We start from the raw sequence: 21,843 nt of genomic DNA on the forward strand, positions 1-21,843 counted from the left end.
CCATACATTAATCAGGGAGATGTCCTTCTGATAGAGGACAGTGGTATACTTAGCCACTACCTCAGCCACAGACCAAAAGACCTTTAGAATATGAGTATTGAACACACTTTAATTGAGCGCAGCAATAACCAATGTGAATTATGTAGTGCTACCGATAACTTGTCTGTTTATGAAGTACCGCCAGTCACTGAAGCGCACTCAGATCGGTGTATTTTTGTTTGTAAAACATGTAAAGATCAAATTGAAGCAACGACTGAGTTAACACCAACACATTGGCATTGCTTGAATGACAGCATGTGGAGTCAGACCCCTGCGGTGCAGGTAGTTGCTTATAGAATGCTAACTCGCCTTGCAGTAGAGAATGGGTGGGCGCAAGACGCTTTAGATATGATCTATCTTGAAGAAGATACACTGAGCTGGGCACAGAAAGTTCTTGCCGAAGAGGATGATATTAAACACCTTGATAGTAATGGTGTAGTTTTACACGCTGGCGACACGGTTACTCTTATCAAAGATCTTGATGTTAAAGGAAGTAGCTTGGTTGCTAAACGTGGTACTGCCGTGCGTAATATTGGCTTAACCAGCAACCCTGAGCACATTGAAGGGCGTGTAGACGGTCAACGTATAGTCATTTTGACCAAGTATGTAAAAAAATAACCTCAACCTTGATGTTTCATTTTTAAAAATGGGCCATGCGCCCATTTTTGCTAATTAACCTGAACTCTGGTTAAGATATGCACTAATACATTGATATTAAATAACCCCCACCCCCTTTAGTCTCCAGCCGGAGACTTTTAGCGATAACAAGGCGAATTTACGCGTCAATAGCTGGCCTATTAAAAGTAAATTCAACACAGTTAGCGTTGAAAGTAGCTGCTAGAGATATATTTATTATCCAAAGCTCCGGTTAATTAAGTTAAGATTAAGTGTATAGGGAATATGCTGCATAAAGTGTGTAGTCGCGTGTGCTGCTAGCTTTACCTCATTCAAGGAATATTTATGTCATTACAAAAGTCATCATTAGGCTGCGTTACTTTATTAACAGCAAGTATTGCTCTTTCTGGTTGTACTCAAGAGAAAACCCCCGACAATACAACCAAGCAAAAAACAATGGCGACTCTTAACACCCAAGTCACCTATTTAGACCGCAGTATGTTACGCCCAGACTCCGTTTTGACAGTGAAGCTTTTGAATGTGTCTAAAATGGACGTTAAAGCAGATGTTATCAGCGAACGAGCCATAGAGCTCAATGGTGGTCCGCCGTATGATGTGTCACTGCAATATGAGCAGTCAAAAATTAAAGCTGGTCATCGTTATAGCGTTAGTGCGCGTATCGAAAACCAAGACCAATTGCTTTACATTAGCACAACCAATAATGACCCGTTTACACAGCAGCAAACTGAGCAACCTTATAAAGTAATCGTGTCAAAAGTCGCTGCACCTAAGCCAGACGTAACCCTAACAAACACTTACTGGAAAGCGATAAGCTTCAATGGTGAAACTGTTGAGGTGAAAACCAAAGAACCCTTTATTCAATTTAAAGCCAATGGCACTACACATGGCTTTTTAGGATGTAATAACTTTACTGGTAGCTACGAAGCCAGTGAACAAACGCTTACTTTCAAATCATTAGCAAGTACTCAAAAAATGTGTATAGAGCAAATGAATATTGAAACAACGATGTCAGCAGTGCTTGGTACCGCCAGCGAATTTGCTATTGATGGCGAAACACTCACAATGAAAAATGCAGCAGGTGAGGCCACCGTTATCTTCCAAGCAACGTACTTTAATTAGGCTCTTGCAAAAAAACGCCCAAGTAAAGTTGGGCGTTTTTTACAACAGGCTCAAAGGTTACTCTTCAACTAACTGTTCGCTGCGGTAGAAGCCGCTTGCATCGCTTAACAAATCCACTAATTCAGGTAACACGGCATCCATGGTTTGTTTTAATTTCCATGGCGGGTTTATAACAATCATGCCTGATGCTGTCATACCGTGTACATCAGTATCTGCTTGTGTAGCTAGCTCAAATAATTGAATATTACGCATACCTGAGGCAATCAACCCCTCTTCCATGCGCTCTATTCGCTCTCTATCAACAACTGGATACCAAATCATGTAAGTACCCGTAGCAAAGCGCTGATGGGCTTTAACTAACGTTTTAACAACTGTATCGTAGTCGTCTTTGATTTCATAAGGTGGATCAATCAACACGCAGGCTCTGCGTGATGCAGGAGGCAACAAACCAATTAGCCCCGCAAAACCATTTTCACCGCGAACACGGATGGAGCGCTTGCCTTGCATGTTTTCTTCGAGTAACACCAGATCTCTAGGGTGCAACTCAAAAAACCAGCCTTTATCTTGGCGGCGTAAATAATGCTCAGCTATTTTTGGTGAGCCTGGATAAAAAGCAAGCTCTCCTTGTTCATTAAAAGATTTGATCAATGCTATATAATCATTTAAAGCTTCGTGATTACTACTGTGCTGATAAAGCTTTGCTATGCCATCTTGAAATTCTTGTGTTTTTTGTGCATCAGCAGAAGCTAATTCAAAAAAGCCCGCTCCTGAGTGAGTGTCGATATAATCAAGTGGCTTATCTTTAATTGTTTGATACCTTAATACCTGCGCAAGCACGAGGTGTTTAAGAACATCGGCTGGATTTCCAGCATGAAATGAATGTCTGTAACTGAGCATAATTTAAGTTTCGCTATAAGCCAATTGATAGGAGCTGTGAACTAACTCATTATACCCAAGCCTCCCTAAGATACGAGTTTCTGATGAAATAAATATCCAAGCCCAGTGTCACAATATCAGCGATTAAAATGAACCAATCCTGAACAAAAAAGCTGACCAGCTGAATTTCCCCTTAACATTAAATAAAAAACAGCTAAAAGCTGCGTAAGTGCTAGCATATAGTGTAACTTTGCTTTACATTTGCAAGATATTAATAACAGTTATATGAGCGCCTTTATGAACAACGAAACTCTTTCTCAACTCGAACAACTGATCGATCAATTAATCTCTCGAAACAACGAGCTACAAGCTGAAGTAAAAAGCCTGACTGAAAAAAATGGCCAGCTAATAGACGAAAACGAAACCTTACAGCTAGAAGTACTTGATAGCGAAGAAAAGCAAAAAGATACCAGCAGCACGTTAAGCTCCCTACTCGAGAAGTTACAAAGCGCGCAACAGGCTAACTAATGCCAGCGCTGCAAAATCAGCGAGTCACTGTTGAACTACTTGGCAAGGAGCAGCAATTTGCTTGCCCACAAGGTCAAGAAGAGGCATTGATTGCAGCTGCTAAGCACCTCAATGATTTAGTAGAGCAAATGAAACAACGCTCTACAGTAAGAAATGATCAAAAAGCGTTGCTTATGGCAGCATTGAACATCAGCCACGAGTTGTTAGAGATGCAAAAGCAACAAATAACAGCGCAACGGCAACAAGATGGACTCATTGATAAGCTGAGCTCGCACTTAGCTGAGTCAAATAAAAAACAAGCGCTCTAAGCGCTTGTTTTTATTTTTATACCCTGATACTAAATTCAATTAACACTCTGTAATTGCAGCAACCCTGGGCAAACAATCATGAACCGACTTAACGTCATCTCACACACCCTAGTGTTACTCCTATTAAGCTGTATGGCTTTTATCCACTCACTGGCACATGCAAAGAGTCAAACTCAGCAAATTTCAAAGCATATTTTATTTTTTAAACAACCTTCAGAGTATCGCTTTTATGACTCTAATCAAGTGTTAGTACAAGGCGATAAGTGCGCATTACTATATGATGCTAGTGGCAATTTTAGCGCTGTAGAAGGCACTGTAGAATATTTAAAAACAACGCTCAAAACACCTTTGTGTTACGTTGTTGCTAGTCACTTTCATGATGACCACTTACTCGGTATCGCAGTGGTACAAGCCCATTTTAAGGATGCAAAGTTAATTGTTCATCAGCAACTAGCCAAAGAATTCGATTATTTTCAACAAGCCTTTACCGATAAACTCGACAGCTACCAGCAAAGTATTGAGCTGAGTTATCAGCGCTTAGCTGAACAACCAGCAAGTCAGCGAGCATTATGGCAGGACAAACTTTCTTTAGCGAAAACAAGACTATTGCGATGGCGTGAATATAAATTGTATCCACCCGCACTGACTGTCGAGAATACGCTAACCTTAGATTTAGGGGGCTACCCTATTTCTATTAATGCGTATAACGCGCACACGCGCGCTGATTTAATGCTATTAGCAAAACATGACCGCACCCTATTGGGTGGTGATATTGTTGATTACCTACCATACCCTGGCCATGGTGATTTATCTAATTGGGTTAATGTGTTAGAACAGCTAATAAATTCCAAGACCATTGATGTCATTTTGCCTGGCCATGGTAACGCCCTCACTCCTAATGATTTGAAACAACCAGCGGCATTTTTGAAGGCCATCTTGAGTCATGGTTATAGCCAGCCTGAACAAGACCTACAACAACTACAGCAAAGTTTCCCTGAACAATTTGAACATCACTACAGTCAAGATGAACCGGCTAAGAAAGCATACCCTCTGTTTTTGCAAGCTGGACTTAAACGTACTAAACAGTCAAAATAGCAGCTGCACATGGTTGTGCTAAACTAAAACAAGGACTGGAGTTGGGTGGTTTGTATGTGCAGATATCGTTGTGCTTTTTTACTAATGTTTTTTTTGCTTTTCGGATGTCAAACAATCGAGCACCCCGCCGAACCAGTTGAAACAATTCAAGCTCCTGTTATTTTTACCCATTTTAAGCCTTCGGATACACAACCAACCACGACGCTAATTGGTGAATCATCCGACGAGAAGCCTAGACTAGAAACGCCTGAAAAAACGCCTTCACCGAGCTCGTCAAAAACAGAGTTAAACCAGCGTCACAAAGACTTATGGCAGCACATTGCAAACAATTTACAGTTCAATATTCATCTCAATAAAGCATTAAAAAAACGAATTCAGTGGTATGTTAAACAACCCCATTACTTAAACACTGTGAACAAACGTGCGGCACCTTATCTTTATCATATCGTGCGAAAAGTAGAGCAGCAAAACCTACCAATGGAAATCGCCTTACTGCCCTTTGTAGAAAGCGATTTTAGGCCCTCAATACGCTCATCACAACACGCTGTTGGCGTGTGGCAGTTAGTTGGCGCCACCGCGCATCATTTTGGGGTTAAATCCGATCAATGGTACGATGGTCGTCAAGATGTGCTGGCATCGACAGATGCAGCTCTTGCCTACTTAAAATACCTACATAAACGCTTTAATGGAAATTGGTTACATGCTTTAGCTGCTTATAATACTGGTGAAGGAAGAGTAAAACGCGCCATATCAGAAAATAAAAAACGCGGTAAGAGCACCGATTATTGGTCATTAAATTTACCCAAAGAAACCGCTGAATATGTACCTAAGCTGTTTGCACTGAGCTATTTAGTACAAAACCCTCAACAGGGTTTAAAGCGCCCTACCTTAGTCAACAGAGCAATCACAACCGAATTCGATGTTGGACAACAGTTTGATTTTTCAGTCATTGCTAATTTATCCGGTATTGACCGTAAACACCTCCACACGCTTAATTCTGGGTATTTAAAAAACCAAAGCTCACCAAATGGTCCTCACACTCTTTTAATTCCAATGGCGCAGCAAAGCCTACTAAACAGCCAGTTTTTTAAACGTAACTTTGCAGGGGAGTATAGTGTAAAACAAGGGGATACCTTGTATGCCATTGCGCGCCGTTTTGACACATCAGTCAAAAAATTAAAAATGATGAATAACAAGTCATCAAGCCTCATTAATATTGGTGAGACCTTGATTGTTGGCCAACCACGCACCATGCCTAGATCTTTAACAATAGATTATAAAATCAGTCCTTACCTTGAACACACAGAGGTAGCTATTCCCACCATAGCCGTAGAGTATCAAGTAAAACCTGGCGACACTATTTGGGGAATAAGCCAGTTATATGATGTACCCCACAAAGATTTAGCCCAATGGAACCAACTCAGTGCATCCAGTATTTTAAAGCCCGGTGCTTTATTAGTACTTCATTTGCCTCAGGCAATAAAACCCACCCCGCAAAAACGTGACGAAGGCATGCTTTCAGGCTTGGAAAAAACCTTAAATAAACCGCATTAGCCAATAGTTTCGGATCTGCCACAATTAGCGTAAAATTAGCTTTTACCTACATTTATAAAAGAGATTGGCATGCAAATCAGTAAAAATTCAGCAGTGGAGTTTCACTACACCTTGAGTGAAGCGGGCGAGCAACTTGAAAGCAGTAAAAACGACGCTCCATTAAGCTATATTCACGGCCTTGAAGGTATGCTACCAGGCCTTGAAAAAGCCCTTGAAGGCAAATCTGCTGGCGACAACTTAACCGTGACATTAGCACCAAGTGAATCTTACGGCGAGCGTGTTGACGATTTAATTCAACGTATTCCACTTAAGCATTTGCAAGGCGACACCAAAGTGTGGAAACAAGGCATGACTGCTATGGTGCATTCAAACCAAGGTAAACATCAAGTCACTATTGTTAAAGTCGGTCGCTTTAACGCCGATTGTGATTTAAACCACCCATTTGCAGGCAAAACATTAACGTTTGATGTAGATGTTATTTCGGTGCGTGAAGCCACGAGTGAAGAGCTCTCTCATGGTCACGTTCATAGCGAAGGCGGCTGTGGACACAACCACTAATTAAGGACAAGTAATGACAAAAGTTGCAATAGTAACCGGTGGAAGCTTAGGTATTGGTCGCGCTATCTGTCAGCGCTTAGAAAGCGATGGTTTTCATGTTTTTAATTTAGATATTCAACAGGGTGAATATGGTCGCTGGCTTGAATGTGATGTTAGCCAGACCTCGCAGGTCGAGCAAGCAATCACAAAGATAGCACATAGCCAGGGTCGCATAGATGTACTCGTATCGAATGCCGGTAAGCACCTCAGTGCGACAATAGAAGACACCGACGAAGCAACTTTTGACTCTCTGTTTGCGCTGAATGTTAAAGGGGCTTATGCCGCTGTAAAAGCCGTATTGCCGAGCATGAAAGCGCAACAAAATGGGGCGATCATTTTTATCGCCTCTGATCAAGCAAGTATAGGAAAGAGTAACTCGTTTGCTTATAATCTCACCAAACATGCTCTGGCATCGATGGCAAAAACAACGGCTTTAGATTACGCTGCTTTCAATATTCGCGCTAATGCAGTGTGCCCAGGTACGATTGAAACGCCTTTGTTTCATAACGCGATTGATGCTTACTGTAAAAGTAGTGGCGCCAATAAAGCTGATATCGTTGCACAAGAAGGTGCATTGCAGCCATTAGGTCGATTAGGGCAACCAGAAGAAGTCGCGGCTTTAGCCGCATTTTTAGCCAGTGATAATGCAACCTTTATCACTGGCAGCTTACACAACATTGATGGCGGCTACACAGCCCAATAATTAGGTAAATAAAATGCATAATAAAATAATTGACCCCCATGTGCATTTTTTTAATTTAATTGAAGGTGAATACACGTGGCTACAAGGCGATACCCCGCCTCCATGGCCGCACCTTGACCAAATTAAAGCGCCTATGACTGCTGCTGAGTTAATGCAGCATTGCCCATTTGAGTTAATGGCGCTTGTTCACATAGAAGCTGGGTTTAATAATAATCACCCAATTGAAGAGTTAAACTGGCTCAGTAAGCATTTGGCGCAGACTCAATATAAAGCAATTGGTTATGCAAAAATAGATGATTGCCCTGAAACTTTCCAACAAGCAATCGCAAGTTTACTACACCCATCGCTTGTTGGTATCAGAGACATCACAGAAGCTGAGGAGAGCTCGCGGTTACTGAACCCTAACACTGTTGCCAATCTCGCTTACTTAGCCGAGCTAGAGTTACATTTTGAAGCGCAATTTGAGTTAGAAAACACCGCTATTAGCGAACGAGTTGCTAACTACTGCGCACAGCTCCCCAATCTTCGAATGGTTATTAATCATGCCGGTTTACCTCAAAAAATAGATGACTGGAAAGCAGGAGTCGCGGTTTTAGCACGTAATCAAAACGTATATATTAAATATTCGGGGTTTGAACTACTCCCTCTATCTACTGTGCAACAACACACTTGTTTTGATTTTATTGTGCAGCAATTTGGCCAGTCACGCGTTATGTTTGCTAGTAACTTCCCGGTTTGCCAAATTAAGCAAAGTTATGAAGCTGTTTGGCAAAGCCACTTTGCGTTATGTAATAATCATTCCTTATGGCAAAAACTGAGTTACGACAACGCCCTTCGCTTTTATTGGCTTTGAATTTAATGTGACTATCTTGTACAAATAAAAAGCGCTATATTCTACTTAAGTTGTTAAGTGTGAGTGCGATTAATGAAGAAACCACAATATAAACTAGCAGTCATATCTGCCCTATCGTGGAGTGTATTATCTGGGTGTGGCTCAGGTTCCTCTGACAGCAGCTCCTCAGGGCCAACAGTCATTAATTGGACACAAGATGAATTTCAATCATCGCGTAATTTTGAGCAACAATGCCAAGCACTTAACGAAAAACACTGGCTGCGCTCATGGAGCAACGAAACCTACCTTTGGTATGATGAGATTATTGATCGTGACCCCGCACTCACGGAGTCTGTGAGCGATTACTTTAAGCTATTAAAAACAGAAGAAATCACTAATTCTGGCGCCAATAAAGACAACTTCCACTCCAGCTTACCCACGCCGCAATGGCAAGCACAAAGTCAGTCTGGGATCTCCTTCGGTTATGGGTTTAAAACTAAAATAATTAGCCCAACAGCACCTCGCCAAGCAGTTATTAGCTACACAGAGCCTAATTCCCCCGCTAGTCGAGTAAACCTCATTCGTGGTTTTGAAATCATAGAAGTAGACGGTGTCGACTTTGTTAACGCCAGCACACAAGAGGACGTAGACACCATTAATGCCGGCTTATTCCCTAAAGAGTCGGGTAAGGTCACCTCGTTTACATTCAAAAGCGTTACCACATCAGAAATACGAGAAGTCACGCTTACCGCTCAATCAATAGCAACGCAGCCAGTAACTAACGTAAAAACGATAGCTGAGGGGAATATCGGGTATTTTCAATTTAATAGCCATAATGCGGTTGCAGAAAAACCCTTGTACGATGCGTTTAATACTCTAAAAAACAATAATGTCACTGATTTAATTATTGATATGCGTTATAACGGCGGTGGCTTTTTACAAATGGCAAGCCAAGTGGCCTATATGATTGCAGGTGATGCGAATACGAATAATAAAATTTTTGAACGCACTATTTTTAACGATAAACACCCTGTATTTAACCCTGTAACAGGTGAGCGTTTAACACCGGTATTATTTACCGATGAATTTGTCGGCTTTGCTGAAAACCCAAGCCTAAATCCAGGCACTAAACTACCGACTCTTAATTTAGATCGCGTTTATTTACTCACAACAAGTAGCACGTGTTCAGCCAGTGAAGCCATAATTAACGGCTTGCGGGGTGCTGATATCGACGTAATACAGATTGGAGCTGGCACCTGTGGTAAACCGTATGGGTTTTATGCCACAGATAACTGCGACGTTACCTATTTTACCATTCAATTTACCGGTGAAAACAACAAAGGCTTTGGGGAGTATGCTGATGGCTTTGCACCACAAAATACGGTAAACACCGAACGCTTACCCGTGCGTGTCCCTGGCTGTGCTGTGGCTGATGACTTTACTCGTCAGTTAGGTGACCCTGATGAAGCACTTTTAGCAACAGCGCTTAATTATCGTGAAACAGGAAGGTGCCCTACCCCTACATCAACGGCCAGCCTGCAAGGTTTCGCGCCTTCACAGCAAAGCGACACGCCTGAAGTGATTGATACACGAGCCATCACATTTGCAGAGCAAAACAAAGTGTTACCTAAAGCTGAAAATGAGTGAACTTATAATGAAAAACATCTTTGGTATTTGCATATTAAGTAGCACTTTGTTATTGGGATGTGCTGCATCAGCTGATAAGCCCACGCCCAAATTACAACATGCACTATTAAAAGAGCCGCAAAGCGAATTAATTGCGCAAGGTATAGCACGGCTAATGCGCAGTAATGCCATTGCCGTCTCTGAAGATGTATTTATGACAGGTAGTGTTATGGTTGTTGATAATGCCTCTAAAACAGACTCTTTAGGCAGCCCAATTATGGGCAAACAACTGAACATGCCCGATAAATTTGAATTGCTGATTAAAGGTAATACCTGCTTTGTTCGTCATTTAGATAGTAAAGCAACTGAGTCATTGCCTGGCGTAAAATGTAAAATAAACAACGGATAAATATTAAAAAAGCCCTAACCGGGCTTTTTTAATGTTAGGTACAATGCAGTGACTACTTAATTTCTACGCGTTGTGAGCGCATGACAATCTCATCGTTTAGCTCAATGCCCAAACCTGGTTCTTCTGATACTTCAAAGAAGCCATTCTTTGGCTGTGGATCTTGTAAGCATAATTCGCGGTTCCACTTTTTGATTGCATAAGTGTGATGCTCATGGATTAAGAAGTTAGGAATAGCCGTTTCTAAGTGCAATGACGCAGCTGTCGCAACCGGGCCGCCACACACGTGCGCTTGAATACGCACATCAAAAATATCAGCGTAATCACACACTTTTTTAGTCTCAGTAAAGCCGCCGCATAAACCGATATCAGGTTGAAGAACGTCAATACTTTGATCTTCAAGGTATGGTCGCACACCCCAACGGTTATATAAACGTTCACCACCAGCGATTGGTACGGCAACTTTATCGGCCACTTTTGCATGTAGTGAATGATTTAAGTAGTTAACTGGCTCTTCGTAATACATACAATCAAACTCTTCAGCAATCTCACCAATTTGAATAGCAGATGTTGCCCCCGGCAAACTGTGGCATTCAAAAATAATATCGACTTCGTCACCTACTGCTTCTCGAATTGCTTGCATGCGCGCACGGTAAAGCTTCATTTCAGCACGTGAAATGATCTTCGTGCGGTCATAGTAGGTGTTACCGTCTTTATCATATTGGATTGGGTCAACTTTTACTGCATCGTAACCTTCCGCAATCGCTTTTAAAGCGGCTTCTGCGTATTCTTGCGGTTGTACAAGCGCTTTAAATTCACTATCCCAATCAAACTGTAATTGTGAGGCATACGTACGTAGTTTATCGTTAACTTTACCACCGAGTAGCTGGTAAACAGGTAAACCAAGTGCTTTACCTTTAATGTCCCACAGTGCAGTATCAATCGCACTCATTGCTGCATACACAACCGGGCCTCCGCCTAATCCCCAAAAACTTTCACGTAACATGCGGGACCAAAGTTTTTCAGTTTGAAATGGGTCATGGCCAATTAAAAACGCATCCGCCATTTCTTTAATCATTGCTGCAGCGGCACTGTGCCCTAAATCATAAGCTAATCCAGCCTCACCAACGCCGCTAATACCTTCATCGGTATGAATACGAACAAATACAGGTGTCCATGCTGGACGTTCTGGACAGTGAATATCAAACACTTCAACGCGATTTACTTTCATGGGAATTCCTTAGTTAGCAAAATTTGGATCTAGGCGATAGGCTTTACGTAACATGGCAGGCCAAGCTAATTGCCCGCCGGTGCTACCACTATGAACAACATTAGCTTGATTATAAATATTATCGATAATGGCTTGCGGTATTGGCGTAACTTCTTCGCCACTTGCTTGCAAAGATAACTGTATTTCACAGGCGCGTTGCAAATCGTAAAAACGCATAAAGGCATCGCCTACAGTTGGACCAACGGTAAGCCCGCCATGGTTTAATAGCAACATATGGTTTGTGTTGCCTAAATCATTTTGAAGGCGTGTTTTCTCATCGTCATTGACTGCCAAGCCTTCATAGCCGTGATACGACAACGAGGGTAATGAAAACATAGAATATTGGCTCAGTGGCAGTAAGCCATTTTTTTGCGTTGCAACAGCAATGGTTTCTTTTGTGTGTAAATGAATCACGCAATGTGCATCATCACGCACTTCATGGATTGCACTGTGAATAGTGAAGCCAGCAGGGTTAATCTTAAAAGGTGTATCATCTAAAATATTTCCTTTTAAATCCACTTTAACCAAATTTGATGCTGTCACCTCGTCAAATGTGAGGCCAAACGCATTAACTAAATAATGATCGGTACCAGGTAAACGGGCCGACAGGTGCGTGTATATTAAATCACCCCAACGAAAGTGCTCCACTAACCGGTAGCACGCGGCTAAATCAACGCGTAGCTGCCATTCTTCAGCTGACACTTTGTTTTTTAAACTAAGTTGTGGTAACTCAAACATATCGATCCCTTTTTAAACGTGTAACAACACGAAATAGATGTATAGAAGTCTAAAGTAGAGTGAGGTGATGATCAATCTCTTTTAAAACAAAACAGCCACACCAAATTGGTGTGGCTGTTTATTCACCCGCTTAATAAACCAGCGAGATCAGTAAAACTATTTTACATTAGATAAGTAGTCTGCAATTGCAGCTAATTCTTCATCAGAAATACTTGCAACCATGCCTTTCATAACCATGCTCATACCATTTGCACGCGCACCTGACTTAATGTCTTTCATTTGTGCAAGTAAGTACTCTTTGTTTTGACCATTTAGCTTAGGATACATTGCCATGATAGGTGATTTACCTTCAGCGCCATGACATGTCTGACAGTTTTTAGCGGTATAAAGCGCTTCGCCATCCGCAGCCATTGTTGAAAATGAAGCACTTGCAGCAACAGCAAGGCTTGCCCCTAAAAGTAGTGTTTTTATCTTGCTCATTATATTTTCTCTTCTTTTTAACGGTTTAGAAATCTATCCAGTTAAGTGTAGACCATGCACACTGGCTTGCTAATTTTACGTAAATTATGCACAACACAGATCACTGACACTCCATGGGTATACTTTACCGGTTGTACCAATAATAGTTAAACATAGCCTGTTGCGTAAATTAAAGTGCAACTTATACCCAACAAGGTTATCTACCACACAAGATCATCCGGCACTTCAAAATCAGCATATGGGTCATTATCGTCTTTGTCTTTATCTTCTGGCTCAACATGGAATACGATGTACTTCTCATCAACCTCAGCCACTTTGCGGGCAGGTTCATCTTCCAGTACATAAAATTGCCCTTCAAGCACACAAATTGCTAAACGCCCGCCTGATAATGCTTTTTGTGTTTTCTCATTTACATCAAGTTCTTTTACTTTATTTTCATAGGTAAAATTAAAGGTACGTTCACCTCGGATTGCATCTTGGTTATTATGCTCTAAGATTTGTTTTACACGTGCAACTTGTTCACGCTGCTTTAAATCACCTTGGCGAGCTTGGTTGAGCTCTTCAGCTTTCTTTTGCTGCTCTAACTTTGTTTGTTGAATGTGTTTTTGCAGATCACTGGGGTTACTGGTCGCCCCTTTCTTTTGTTTTTTTTGCTGCTTTCGTTTCTCACTTTTTGCCACTTTTGCTTTGTGCGACGTTGTTAACCCTGCCTGAAGTAATTGGTCTTGTAATGAACCCATTGTCTTGTTCCATGAAAAACTGATATTAGAATTATTTTATACCGATACCCACCACACCTCAAGATACGAGTAGTGCTAGAGCTCAACCAATTTTACTAATTCATTAATTAGGCTATGACTTAGTGTTGTAATGTAGCAAAGCACACAATGTAAAACCTGACTTAGCGCAAAAGGATTGTATTTCTTTACCCAAAATAATGCCTTAAATTAACTATTGCAATTGATTTAATGGCAACTAAGCGTAAGCTATCTGCTTTTGCTGTTAGGCTAAATGAATGCGTATTTTTCATTTATTACTGTGCTCATTATTTATCTTTTTTGTTTTATATGCACCCCAACCACTTTTAGGGTTATTTGCAGCCCAATTTTCAGTAAGCCCTGCCACGGCAGGCAGCTTGATGACGGCTACAATGGTGCCATTGGCAATCGCACCGCTTATTTATGGTTTGATACTCGCCAAACATAATCCACTGCAAATTTTACGTTATGCGATGCTTGGGCTTGCACTCAGCTGTATTGTGTTTACCCTAGCGCCAAGTTTTGAGCTGCTTTTACTCATTCGCTTTATTCAGGGATTGATACTGCCAGCAGCCCTTACAGCTATGACAACCTATGTCGGCATGTCATATAAAGCAGATTGTTTACAGAAAAAGATGAGCATGTATATCGGGAGCACAATTGCCGGTGGGTATTTTGGTCGGGTGCTCGCCGCCGTATTTGCTGACTTATGGCACTGGCAAAGCTTCTACTACATAATCGCCATTGGCTTGATAGCACTGTCGTTAACAATAGATAAACACACACATCAACCGATGATAAAACCGCAATCCCCGCTTAGTTATTTAAAACAATTGGCAACTGCTCCTATATTAAGGCTTTATGGCGCAGTTTTTTGTATGTTTTTTTGCTTTGCAGCCTTGCTGAATTACCTTCCATTTATTTTACAAGACACCTTCTTAATAACCAATACTCGCGATATTGGCTTTGTCTACAGTGGCTATTTACTAGGAGCGTTAGCATCTATGACGACGCCTTGGCTATTGAAACACAGCCGTTCTGCATGGCATTTACTCTGTGGTGTATTTGCCTTTTATTGCGTCACTATTATGTTACTTATGAGCATTGAATTGGTTCTATTCTTAATTGCTTTTACCGGATTTTGTGCGGCCATGTTTATGATCCACTCTACCGCAGCCCCTTTGGTTAATAAAATAAGCATGGCACCAGCCAGTGTGACGAATGGTGGCTATGTGTCATTTTATTATAGCGGAGGGGCGTTGGGCTCCTTTGTGCCAGGATTGGTGTATCAGCAATACGGACACACGGCGTTTATGGCGTCGCTTTTATTGGTGTGTGTTTGCGGGTTTATGTTAGTTTTATGTGGCTATCTTGCAGGTAAAAAAGCCACTTTAGGCTGATGCCCTGTACTAGTAAAAAAGCGTTCTAGGTCACTTTTACTCACAATCCACGTTTGCGTGTTTTCAAATGGATGACAATGGAATAAGTCGCCAAACCAAATATCTTGATCCAGCCACACAGTGACATTATTTTGCTTATCATTCATTAACGCTAACATTGAAACGCAACCGGGGGCGACCTTTAAATAGCGTGCTAAGCGCTCATCTGATGCAAACCCTAGGCGGGATAACCCCTGATATTTAGCTAACGCTTTCAAATCTAATTGTTTATCGTGTGCAGTGATCACTAAAAAATGATTTTTCCCTTCATTATCACGTAAGAATAAATTCTTTAAACGAGTACCTGGTCTTTCGACTGATAGCATGTCTGCATCCAAACTGCTATGTAATGGGGGATGTTCTATTACATCATAATCAATATTTAAATGCGTAAGATACGCAGCCAGTTTGTTTTTATCTGCCAACATTTATAAACAACGCCCTCTTAACTGAACACTTAAATCACGCCAAACAACATCATCAATTTCATACTTGTCAGGGCAATATTGCTGTTGATCTAATTCAGTTTTTAACATTGCTACGGCTTGATTTTCCAGCTCTAGTTTTAAGCTATTTGATTCTTCAAAATACTCTTGTTCAGCAAATTTCTTAAATTCACTGCGCGTTAAAGGCCGATCAACATTACGACTTTTTCGACTGTTTGCCTTTACCGATACAACATAGGCAAAGATTTTATTTCCTTGGTCATCTAACTTTTTGTACAGTTGCTTATTATTAATTTCAAACGGCGTATCTTGTTGCGGGCTTACACAACCGAATAGGAACAGGACTAACACCCAGGTATATTTTGTCATTTTAGTGTCTATCTGTTTTTTATTAGTCGCTAGGGTCTGTTGACCTTTGCGAATTAATATTAGTTCAAACTAAGAGCAATTTAATCGGAGCACGAGGTTTGCGACCGTGCGGGCGAAGTAAAAACCGAAAGAAGCTTCTGCATCCTGCTTACGCTCCTTCCACCATATATACGCAACAAAGTTGCCCTAAGCAGAACACACCAGGCAACGCCTGTTTGGCATTGCTTTATCGCCTATATATGGGGAAAAACCACACAAGACAGAGATCACCTTGCCTACATACCAACCATATTGCTGTAAATTCAACCTTGAAAGGTTAACTGATCCTAGTCTACCAAAAAATCGTTGCTTGCGTGAATTTCCATAAAAAATTAAAAAAAACTTGACCAACTCTATAAATCTCATTAAAGTTCGTCCCGCTTGAAAGGGAAACTCAAGTAAGTTGTAAGATTTACAGCTTAGGAATGTGGGGCTATAGCTCAGCTGGGAGAGCGCCTGCCTTGCACGCAGGAGGTCAGCAGTTCGATCCTGCTTAGCTCCACCACTTTCCTACTCATTTCAAAAACACTTCTAATGTCATCTTTCTATTGAAAATTTCTTTCTGAAAAATTATTTTTATATTCTAATTTACCTAACGACAAAAAAATCGGCTTCAACATGTGTCAAAACCGATCTCGTTTCATATATGTAGCTATTTTTACTGCTTATTCGCGAACTTGACCTTCACCATTCACTAAATACTTTTCAGTTGTTAATGATTCTAGACCCATAGGTCCATAAGCATGTAATTTCGATGTCGCTATGCCTATCTCTGCACCAAGACCAAGCTGCGAGCCATCTGAAAAGCGCGATGACGCATTAACCATGACAACAGAGGCATCTACACTACGTTGGAATAACACAGCAGCATCTTGATTTTTAGTGCAAATCACTTCAGTGTGATTCGATCCAAACTGAGCGATGTGTTCAATAGCACCCGCAAAGTCAGGCACAACGCGAATAGCGATTTCTAAATCAAGGTATTCTTCACCAAATTCGTCTTCAGTAAGTACCGTTGCATTATCAAAATAACGAGCAGCTTGGCTATCAGCATTAATTTTAACCCCTTCTTGGCGAAGGACGACTGCACATAAGTTTAAAAACTCATCGGCAATATCTTGATGAACAACTAAGCCTTCTAACGCATTACATACACCAGTACGCTGTGTTTTGCCATTAAGCAACAAATTAATTGCAACTTCTAAATCAGCGTCTTTATCTACATATAAGTGACACACACCTTTAAAATGCTGAATGACAGGAATAGTGCTGTTATCTGTAACAAAATTGATAAGGCCTTCGCCGCCGCGTGGGATAATTAAATCGATACTTTCTCTCTGTTGCATTAACTCCATTAATAATCCACGGTCAGGATCTGGAATAACAGAAATAAGTGCAGCGGGTAAATCGTTATTTTTTAATACCTGATGCATTACATTGGCAATGGCTTGTGAGCTTTTAAGCGCTTCTTTACCGCCGCGTAAAATAACACCATTTCCTGATTTAAAACACAATGCACCAGCATCCGCCGTCACATTAGGGCGTGCTTCATAAATCATACATACCACACCTAAAGGGACTCGCATTTTACGAATTTTAATGCCATTCGGTCGTTCTGTAATATCACGTAATTGACCAACAGGATCATCAAGAGAAACGATCACTTCAATTCCCTCAGCCATGGCTTCAATACGCTCAGCGTTAAGCGTTAAGCGGTCAATCATCGAAGCGGGCAGATTATTGTCGCGAGCTGCAGCCAGATCACTTTCATTCTCTTTAATAATAAATGCTTTTTGCTCACGCAATGCACCGGCCATTTCCAGTAATACACGGTTTTTAGTCTCGGTATCGAGTAAAGCTAACTGATGTGCAGCTTTTGCCGCCTGGCGTGAAATATCCGTAATTAAACTCATGACTTCTCCAATAATGCGATATCTTTCTCTGAAATAACTGGGCCAATCGAATCTTGCATCTTATCGCTAAATTCGCTTTGTTCGTTATCGGCTATAAAATTTAATAAACAGCTGCTGTAATTCGCTGTTGCTTTTGCTAAACGTGTACCATCGTTACTGCGAACTAAAATGGTATCACCGATCGCGAATTCACCATGCACAGCCACAATTTCGTCACCGCGGATACACCCGGTTTCACCCTCAACAGATTCGTCAAATGAACCTTCAACCACAACTTCACCTTGTTCATTCGCTGTATGAGTCATCCAATGCACAGCTTCTTGCATCGGTTTTTCATAAGGCAAAAAGATAGTGCCTGGGTTAATGCCTTCGAGTAACTGGTTAAATGTTTGTTCTTTGAAACCATTAATGATGTATGTCGTTATACCATGCGATGTTGCTTTTTCTGCCGCTTCTATCTTTGTTTTCATACCACCGGTACCCACTGCACTCGTCGCGCATCCAGCCATGGCATAAATTGACTCGTCGATAGCGTTTATTTCAGGCAGTAATACTGCATCGTCATGTAAATTAGGGTTTTTATTGTATAGTCCGTCAACATCCGAAAATATCATTAACGCATCAGCGTCTGCTGCGGCTGCGACCATGGCTGATAAATTATCGTTATCACCCACTTTCAAATCATCGGTAGTAACGGTGTCATTTTCATTCATGATGGGCAAAACACCATGGTCTAATAATGTGAACACTGTTTCACGGATACTTTCGTAACGTTCACGGTCACGCAAGTCACCGTGTGTTAATAAAATTTGCGCTGAAGGAAAGTCAAAGAAACGGTCCCACATTGCCATCATTTCTGTTTGACCCGCTGCTGCCATCGCTTTTTTCATGGCCACTGTGCGCTCTTGCTGAGCGGGGAATAGATGTGCACCGGCTGCCACTGAACCTGAAGAAACCAAAATCACTTCAATGCCTCGACTACGACAACGAACGATAAACTGTGCGATAGTTAGTAAATAACGAGAACGACAACCATCTTGGTCTGGGGCGATCAATGCGCTGCCCACTTTAAGTACAATACGTCGCCAATTTAACTTTTGCATAAGGTATTTCAACTTTCCATTTAACTGTAACTTCTCAACGAGAAGTAAGAAAACAAACACTTAGCATTATTACCAAGCTGCGAGTTTACAATTTGTATGTTCTTATACACTTTCTAGCACTCAGCAAAATACACCCATTTCTATACGAAATAGTGAAATTCAGATATAGCATAACTTTTATCCAATCATTAGATTGAACGGTTATAAAGTAAAATAAAAAGTGTTGTTTATGTATCGCTGTAAAAAACTGTGTGAAGTTTCTTTATTAACAACATACATAGAGCCTCTAAAGTCAGGTACACCAACAGATAGGGTGATGACTCAAGGACCGAGATTTGTTCACCACGATGGGCGCCAAATATTGAACAGGTAATAATTCAACTCAAAATATAAAAATAGCCCTTTATCGGCAATATACTTTCAAGTAAACCAATACCCAAAAATGAGTAAATACATACAAATCTTATTCAAAACAAAAAATACGTTGATTTTTAAACAAATAAATATAATAACCTGCATTTAAATTAACTTTAATTTGGCTAACTTAAAAATAACTATATGTATTCGTTTACAGCTCAACACAAACTAATTAGATAACAAATTGTTTGAACACTAACTATAATACGCTAAAATCGACTTTAAGATCAAGGTTATATTTTATGCGCCTGAATCACTCATAAATAAGAACATAAATTATCTTTGTTTTTCAGTAGGTTAAACCTCTACGATTTTTTTATGAAAATGGCTTTGTCAATAAACACAATATTTTCTACAAAAAAGCTATAAACAGCTAAAATTCTATTAGGAGAAATGATCATACACGTGTATATCCCTGTATTATTAGTTCGATAGTTCTTTCTATTAATTTACGCAATAAACAAGGAATACTTCATATATGTCAGCCATTTATATAGCCGGGATCGCACTGTGTTCGGTTCTGGCTCAGTGGGTAGCGTGGGCCTTTCGTGTTCCCGCTATTTTGTTCTTATTACTCACAGGTCTTTTGCTTGGCCCTGCGACAGGCCTGCTAGACCCTGACGCTTTACTTGGCGATTTGCTTTTCCCTGTCGTGTCTTTGAGTGTTGCTGTTATTTTATTTGAAGGCTCACTGACCTTACACTTTAAAGAGCTCAAAGGAATTGGCAAAGTCGTTAGAAACCTGTGCTCAATTGGGATGATAGCCACCTGCATTATTATTAGTTTAAGTGCGTATTGGATTTTAGAACTAAATTGGCGCGTTGCAGCTGTGCTTGGTGCAGTACTTGTTGTGACAGGCCCTACAGTCATTGCACCGCTTTTAAACTCAATGAGACCAACGCAAGATATCGATCGTATTTTGCGCTGGGAAGGCATTGTTATTGACCCTATAGGTGCATTGTTTGCTGTACTCGTTTTTGAGGCGGTTATGCTTGTTGGCCAAGGGCAGGTATTTATTCATACGCTTGTGGCTTTATTTAAAACCCTCGGTGTAGGCTTATCAATTGGTGTTGTTTCAGGCTGGCTTACAACATTATTGTTACGCAAAGAGTGGTTGCCGTTCGAGTTACAAAAGTTTGGTATTTTAGCGTTAGTGTTAATAAGCTTTACTGTTTCAAATCATTTAAGTCATGAATCAGGCCTGCTGGCAGTGACTGTTTTTGGTATTTGGTTAGCAAATCAAGATGATCTTGAAATAGATTCTGTATTGGAATTTAAAGAAGACTTATCGATGATTTTGATTTCTACATTATTCATCTTACTCGCCGCCCGACTTGAATTGTCAGATTTGATGATGCTTGATGGTGATGTATTTATCTTTCTTGCTATTGTACTGTTTATAGCCCGGCCCGTATGCATCGCTATTTCAACTTTTGGTACAGACCTGCCAATAAAGTCTCGTCTCGTATTAGCGTGGATTGCGCCGCGCGGTATTGTTGCTGCCGCTGTTGGTTCTGTGTTTGCCCTAAGCATGATGGAAGCGGGTGTTGCTGACGCTGAAAAAATAGTGCCACTTATATTCACTGTAATTATCATAACCGTTGTATTACAAAGCTTAACAGCTATTCCTGTTGCTAAATTACTAGGTGTTCGACAACCTTCGCCTAATACTATTTTAATTATTGGTGCTAATCACGTTGCTCGCGCTATAGCCCGTGGCTTACAAGACCAAAATATCCCTGTTCACTTGTCTGATCCTGCATGGGAGAACTGTAAAATGGCAAGAATGGATGGCCTTCAGTGTTATTATGGCAACCCACAATCAGAACATGCTGAACGTTTTCTGCCACTAACAACACTGCGAAGTGTGCTTGCGTTATCGCCTAATCGTCACCACAATGCGCTCGGTGTTCAATACTTTTCTCATTTATTGAATGAAAAAAATGTATTTTCATTACGCTCATCAACAATGCACGCAAAAGCAAATAAAGACAGCGCGACATTCTTATCTCGACAGATTTTATTCGGTGACAATGGCGCTTATGCCAAGTTAAGTAGCTTGATTGCAAAAGGTGGAAAGGTAAGTGCAACCCGTATCTCTGAGGAGTTTAGCTGGGAGAAATACCTAGAAATGAACAGCGAAGCAATCCCTCTCTTTATTTTAAATGGCGAAAAAGACACTGATGATGATACACCTATTAAAATTCGCCCTTTCACTATAAATATGGAAAAACCACCGCAAGAAGGTGAGCGAATTGTAGCCTTACAGCCGCCAAAAATGTCGGTACTTAAGGACCCTGCGACACAAAAGTAATCTGCTCGCTAATCAAAAAGCTCTTTTGTGTCACAATTTATAAAGCCAGCCTTCATAAGCTATGAAGGCTGGAATACTTTTACACTATTCCCAGAATTTTCTTATTAAACGTTAATTTAATTGCAGCTCACTTACCTAACGTTAGTTAGCTGTAACTTACGCCTTACAGCACACCAGTATTAATACATCGACAAAAAATGCATTAACCATTGAACTTATATATCCTGCCCGAAATTAT

The 21,843-nt window shown here is 40.8% G+C and carries 22 protein-coding genes and 1 tRNA gene; 14 read left to right on the forward strand and 9 right to left on the reverse strand.

Annotation, left to right across the window (positions count from 1 at the left end; translation table 11 throughout):
• Positions 1 to 90: 90 nt before the first annotated feature.
• Together ATS75_RS10855 and ATS75_RS10860 are read left to right on the forward strand one after the other, a co-directional pair.
• The gene (locus ATS75_RS10855) at positions 91 to 657 is read left to right on the forward strand and encodes a PhnA domain-containing protein (RefSeq protein WP_058560471.1); all 567 of its coding nucleotides are present in this window, start codon (positions 91 to 93) and stop codon (positions 655 to 657) included.
• A gap of 342 nt (positions 658 to 999) precedes the next feature.
• Complete coding sequence (locus ATS75_RS10860) at positions 1,000 to 1,794, forward strand: META domain-containing protein (RefSeq protein ID WP_058560472.1); 795 nt, start codon at positions 1,000 to 1,002, stop codon at positions 1,792 to 1,794.
• A 57-nt stretch (positions 1,795 to 1,851) separates the two neighbouring features.
• On the opposite strand, the gene ATS75_RS10865 is transcribed toward ATS75_RS10860, so the two are convergent.
• Positions 1,852 to 2,691, reverse strand: a complete 840-nt coding sequence (locus tag ATS75_RS10865) for a 23S rRNA (adenine(2030)-N(6))-methyltransferase RlmJ (protein WP_058560473.1) — start codon at positions 2,689 to 2,691, stop codon at positions 1,852 to 1,854.
• 276 nt (positions 2,692 to 2,967) lie between these two features.
• Here ATS75_RS10865 and zapB point away from each other — a divergent pair, with 276 nt between their 5' ends.
• From zapB to ATS75_RS10910, 9 genes are all read left to right on the forward strand, one after another.
• Positions 2,968 to 3,198 carry a cell division protein ZapB gene (gene zapB, locus ATS75_RS10870; protein ID WP_058560474.1) on the forward strand — a complete coding sequence of 77 codons (231 nt, stop codon included), beginning with the start codon at positions 2,968 to 2,970 and terminating at the stop codon, positions 3,196 to 3,198.
• Positions 3,198 to 3,506 carry a cell division protein ZapA gene (locus tag ATS75_RS10875; RefSeq protein WP_058560475.1) on the forward strand — a complete coding sequence of 103 codons (309 nt, stop codon included), beginning with the start codon at positions 3,198 to 3,200 and terminating at the stop codon, positions 3,504 to 3,506. The genes zapB and ATS75_RS10875 overlap by 1 nt, the downstream gene beginning before the upstream one ends.
• A gap of 78 nt (positions 3,507 to 3,584) precedes the next feature.
• Complete coding sequence (locus ATS75_RS10880; protein WP_058560476.1) at positions 3,585 to 4,601, forward strand: MBL fold metallo-hydrolase; 1,017 nt, start codon at positions 3,585 to 3,587, stop codon at positions 4,599 to 4,601.
• A 54-nt stretch (positions 4,602 to 4,655) separates the two neighbouring features.
• Positions 4,656 to 6,155: a LysM peptidoglycan-binding domain-containing protein gene (locus tag ATS75_RS10885; RefSeq protein WP_058560477.1), complete on the forward strand. Its 1,500-nt coding sequence runs from the start codon at positions 4,656 to 4,658 to the stop codon at positions 6,153 to 6,155.
• Between the two features lie 69 nt (positions 6,156 to 6,224).
• Positions 6,225 to 6,713, forward strand: coding sequence for an FKBP-type peptidyl-prolyl cis-trans isomerase (locus tag ATS75_RS10890; RefSeq protein WP_058560478.1), 489 nt, complete (start codon positions 6,225 to 6,227; stop codon positions 6,711 to 6,713).
• Positions 6,714 to 6,726: 13 nt separating this feature from the next.
• Entirely contained in the window at positions 6,727 to 7,455 is a 729-nt protein-coding gene (locus ATS75_RS10895; protein WP_058560479.1) for an SDR family NAD(P)-dependent oxidoreductase, read from the forward strand.
• A gap of 13 nt (positions 7,456 to 7,468) precedes the next feature.
• Complete coding sequence (locus tag ATS75_RS10900; protein ID WP_058560480.1) at positions 7,469 to 8,308, forward strand: amidohydrolase family protein; 840 nt, start codon at positions 7,469 to 7,471, stop codon at positions 8,306 to 8,308.
• Between the two features lie 72 nt (positions 8,309 to 8,380).
• A complete protein-coding gene (locus ATS75_RS10905) occupies positions 8,381 to 9,934 on the forward strand; it encodes a S41 family peptidase (RefSeq protein WP_058560481.1) in 1,554 nt (517 codons plus the stop codon).
• A gap of 7 nt (positions 9,935 to 9,941) precedes the next feature.
• Positions 9,942 to 10,322: a hypothetical protein gene (locus tag ATS75_RS10910; RefSeq protein ID WP_058560524.1), complete on the forward strand. Its 381-nt coding sequence runs from the start codon at positions 9,942 to 9,944 to the stop codon at positions 10,320 to 10,322.
• A gap of 52 nt (positions 10,323 to 10,374) precedes the next feature.
• On the opposite strand, the gene ATS75_RS10915 is transcribed toward ATS75_RS10910, so the two are convergent.
• The 4 genes from ATS75_RS10915 to ATS75_RS10930 all read right to left on the reverse strand — a co-directional run bounded on the left by ATS75_RS10915 (position 10,375) and on the right by ATS75_RS10930 (position 13,547).
• Positions 10,375 to 11,550 carry a mandelate racemase/muconate lactonizing enzyme family protein gene (locus tag ATS75_RS10915; RefSeq protein WP_058560482.1) on the reverse strand — a complete coding sequence of 392 codons (1,176 nt, stop codon included), beginning with the start codon at positions 11,548 to 11,550 and terminating at the stop codon, positions 10,375 to 10,377.
• 9 nt (positions 11,551 to 11,559) lie between these two features.
• Positions 11,560 to 12,327 carry a class II aldolase/adducin family protein gene (locus ATS75_RS10920; RefSeq protein ID WP_058560483.1) on the reverse strand — a complete coding sequence of 256 codons (768 nt, stop codon included), beginning with the start codon at positions 12,325 to 12,327 and terminating at the stop codon, positions 11,560 to 11,562.
• Between the two features lie 156 nt (positions 12,328 to 12,483).
• Positions 12,484 to 12,807 (reverse strand): c-type cytochrome, encoded by a 324-nt coding sequence (locus ATS75_RS10925; protein WP_058560484.1) that lies wholly within the window; start codon positions 12,805 to 12,807, stop codon positions 12,484 to 12,486.
• 200 nt (positions 12,808 to 13,007) lie between these two features.
• On the reverse strand, positions 13,008 to 13,547 hold the full coding sequence (locus tag ATS75_RS10930) for a DUF2058 domain-containing protein (protein WP_058560485.1): 540 nt from the start codon (positions 13,545 to 13,547) through the stop codon (positions 13,008 to 13,010).
• A 275-nt stretch (positions 13,548 to 13,822) separates the two neighbouring features.
• Here ATS75_RS10930 and ATS75_RS10935 point away from each other — a divergent pair, with 275 nt between their 5' ends.
• Complete coding sequence (locus tag ATS75_RS10935) at positions 13,823 to 14,965, forward strand: MFS transporter (protein ID WP_058560486.1); 1,143 nt, start codon at positions 13,823 to 13,825, stop codon at positions 14,963 to 14,965.
• Here the strand turns inward: ATS75_RS10935 and ATS75_RS10940 are convergent.
• Positions 14,932 to 15,432 (reverse strand): prolyl-tRNA synthetase associated domain-containing protein, encoded by a 501-nt coding sequence (locus ATS75_RS10940; RefSeq protein ID WP_058560487.1) that lies wholly within the window; start codon positions 15,430 to 15,432, stop codon positions 14,932 to 14,934. The two genes, ATS75_RS10935 and ATS75_RS10940, sit on opposite strands and share 34 nt — an antisense overlap.
• Positions 15,433 to 15,819: a hypothetical protein gene (locus tag ATS75_RS10945; RefSeq protein WP_058560488.1), complete on the reverse strand. Its 387-nt coding sequence runs from the start codon at positions 15,817 to 15,819 to the stop codon at positions 15,433 to 15,435.
• 468 nt (positions 15,820 to 16,287) lie between these two features.
• On the opposite strand from ATS75_RS10945, the gene ATS75_RS10950 reads away from it, so the two are divergent.
• A tRNA-Ala gene (locus tag ATS75_RS10950) sits at positions 16,288 to 16,363 on the forward strand.
• A gap of 160 nt (positions 16,364 to 16,523) precedes the next feature.
• Here the strand turns inward: ATS75_RS10950 and ATS75_RS10955 are convergent.
• Together ATS75_RS10955 and proB are read right to left on the reverse strand one after the other, a co-directional pair.
• Positions 16,524 to 17,771 (reverse strand): glutamate-5-semialdehyde dehydrogenase, encoded by a 1,248-nt coding sequence (locus tag ATS75_RS10955; RefSeq protein ID WP_058560489.1) that lies wholly within the window; start codon positions 17,769 to 17,771, stop codon positions 16,524 to 16,526.
• A complete protein-coding gene (gene proB / locus ATS75_RS10960; RefSeq protein WP_058560490.1) occupies positions 17,768 to 18,874 on the reverse strand; it encodes a glutamate 5-kinase in 1,107 nt (368 codons plus the stop codon). Before proB ends, ATS75_RS10955 begins: the two co-directional genes overlap by 4 nt.
• A gap of 895 nt (positions 18,875 to 19,769) precedes the next feature.
• Between proB and ATS75_RS10965 the strand changes: the two genes are divergently transcribed.
• Positions 19,770 to 21,605, forward strand: coding sequence for a cation:proton antiporter (locus tag ATS75_RS10965; protein WP_058560491.1), 1,836 nt, complete (start codon positions 19,770 to 19,772; stop codon positions 21,603 to 21,605).
• Positions 21,606 to 21,843 lie beyond the last annotated feature (238 nt).

Source organism: Pseudoalteromonas sp. H105 (assembly GCF_001469215.1).
Lineage (GTDB): Bacteria > Pseudomonadota > Gammaproteobacteria > Enterobacterales > Alteromonadaceae > Pseudoalteromonas.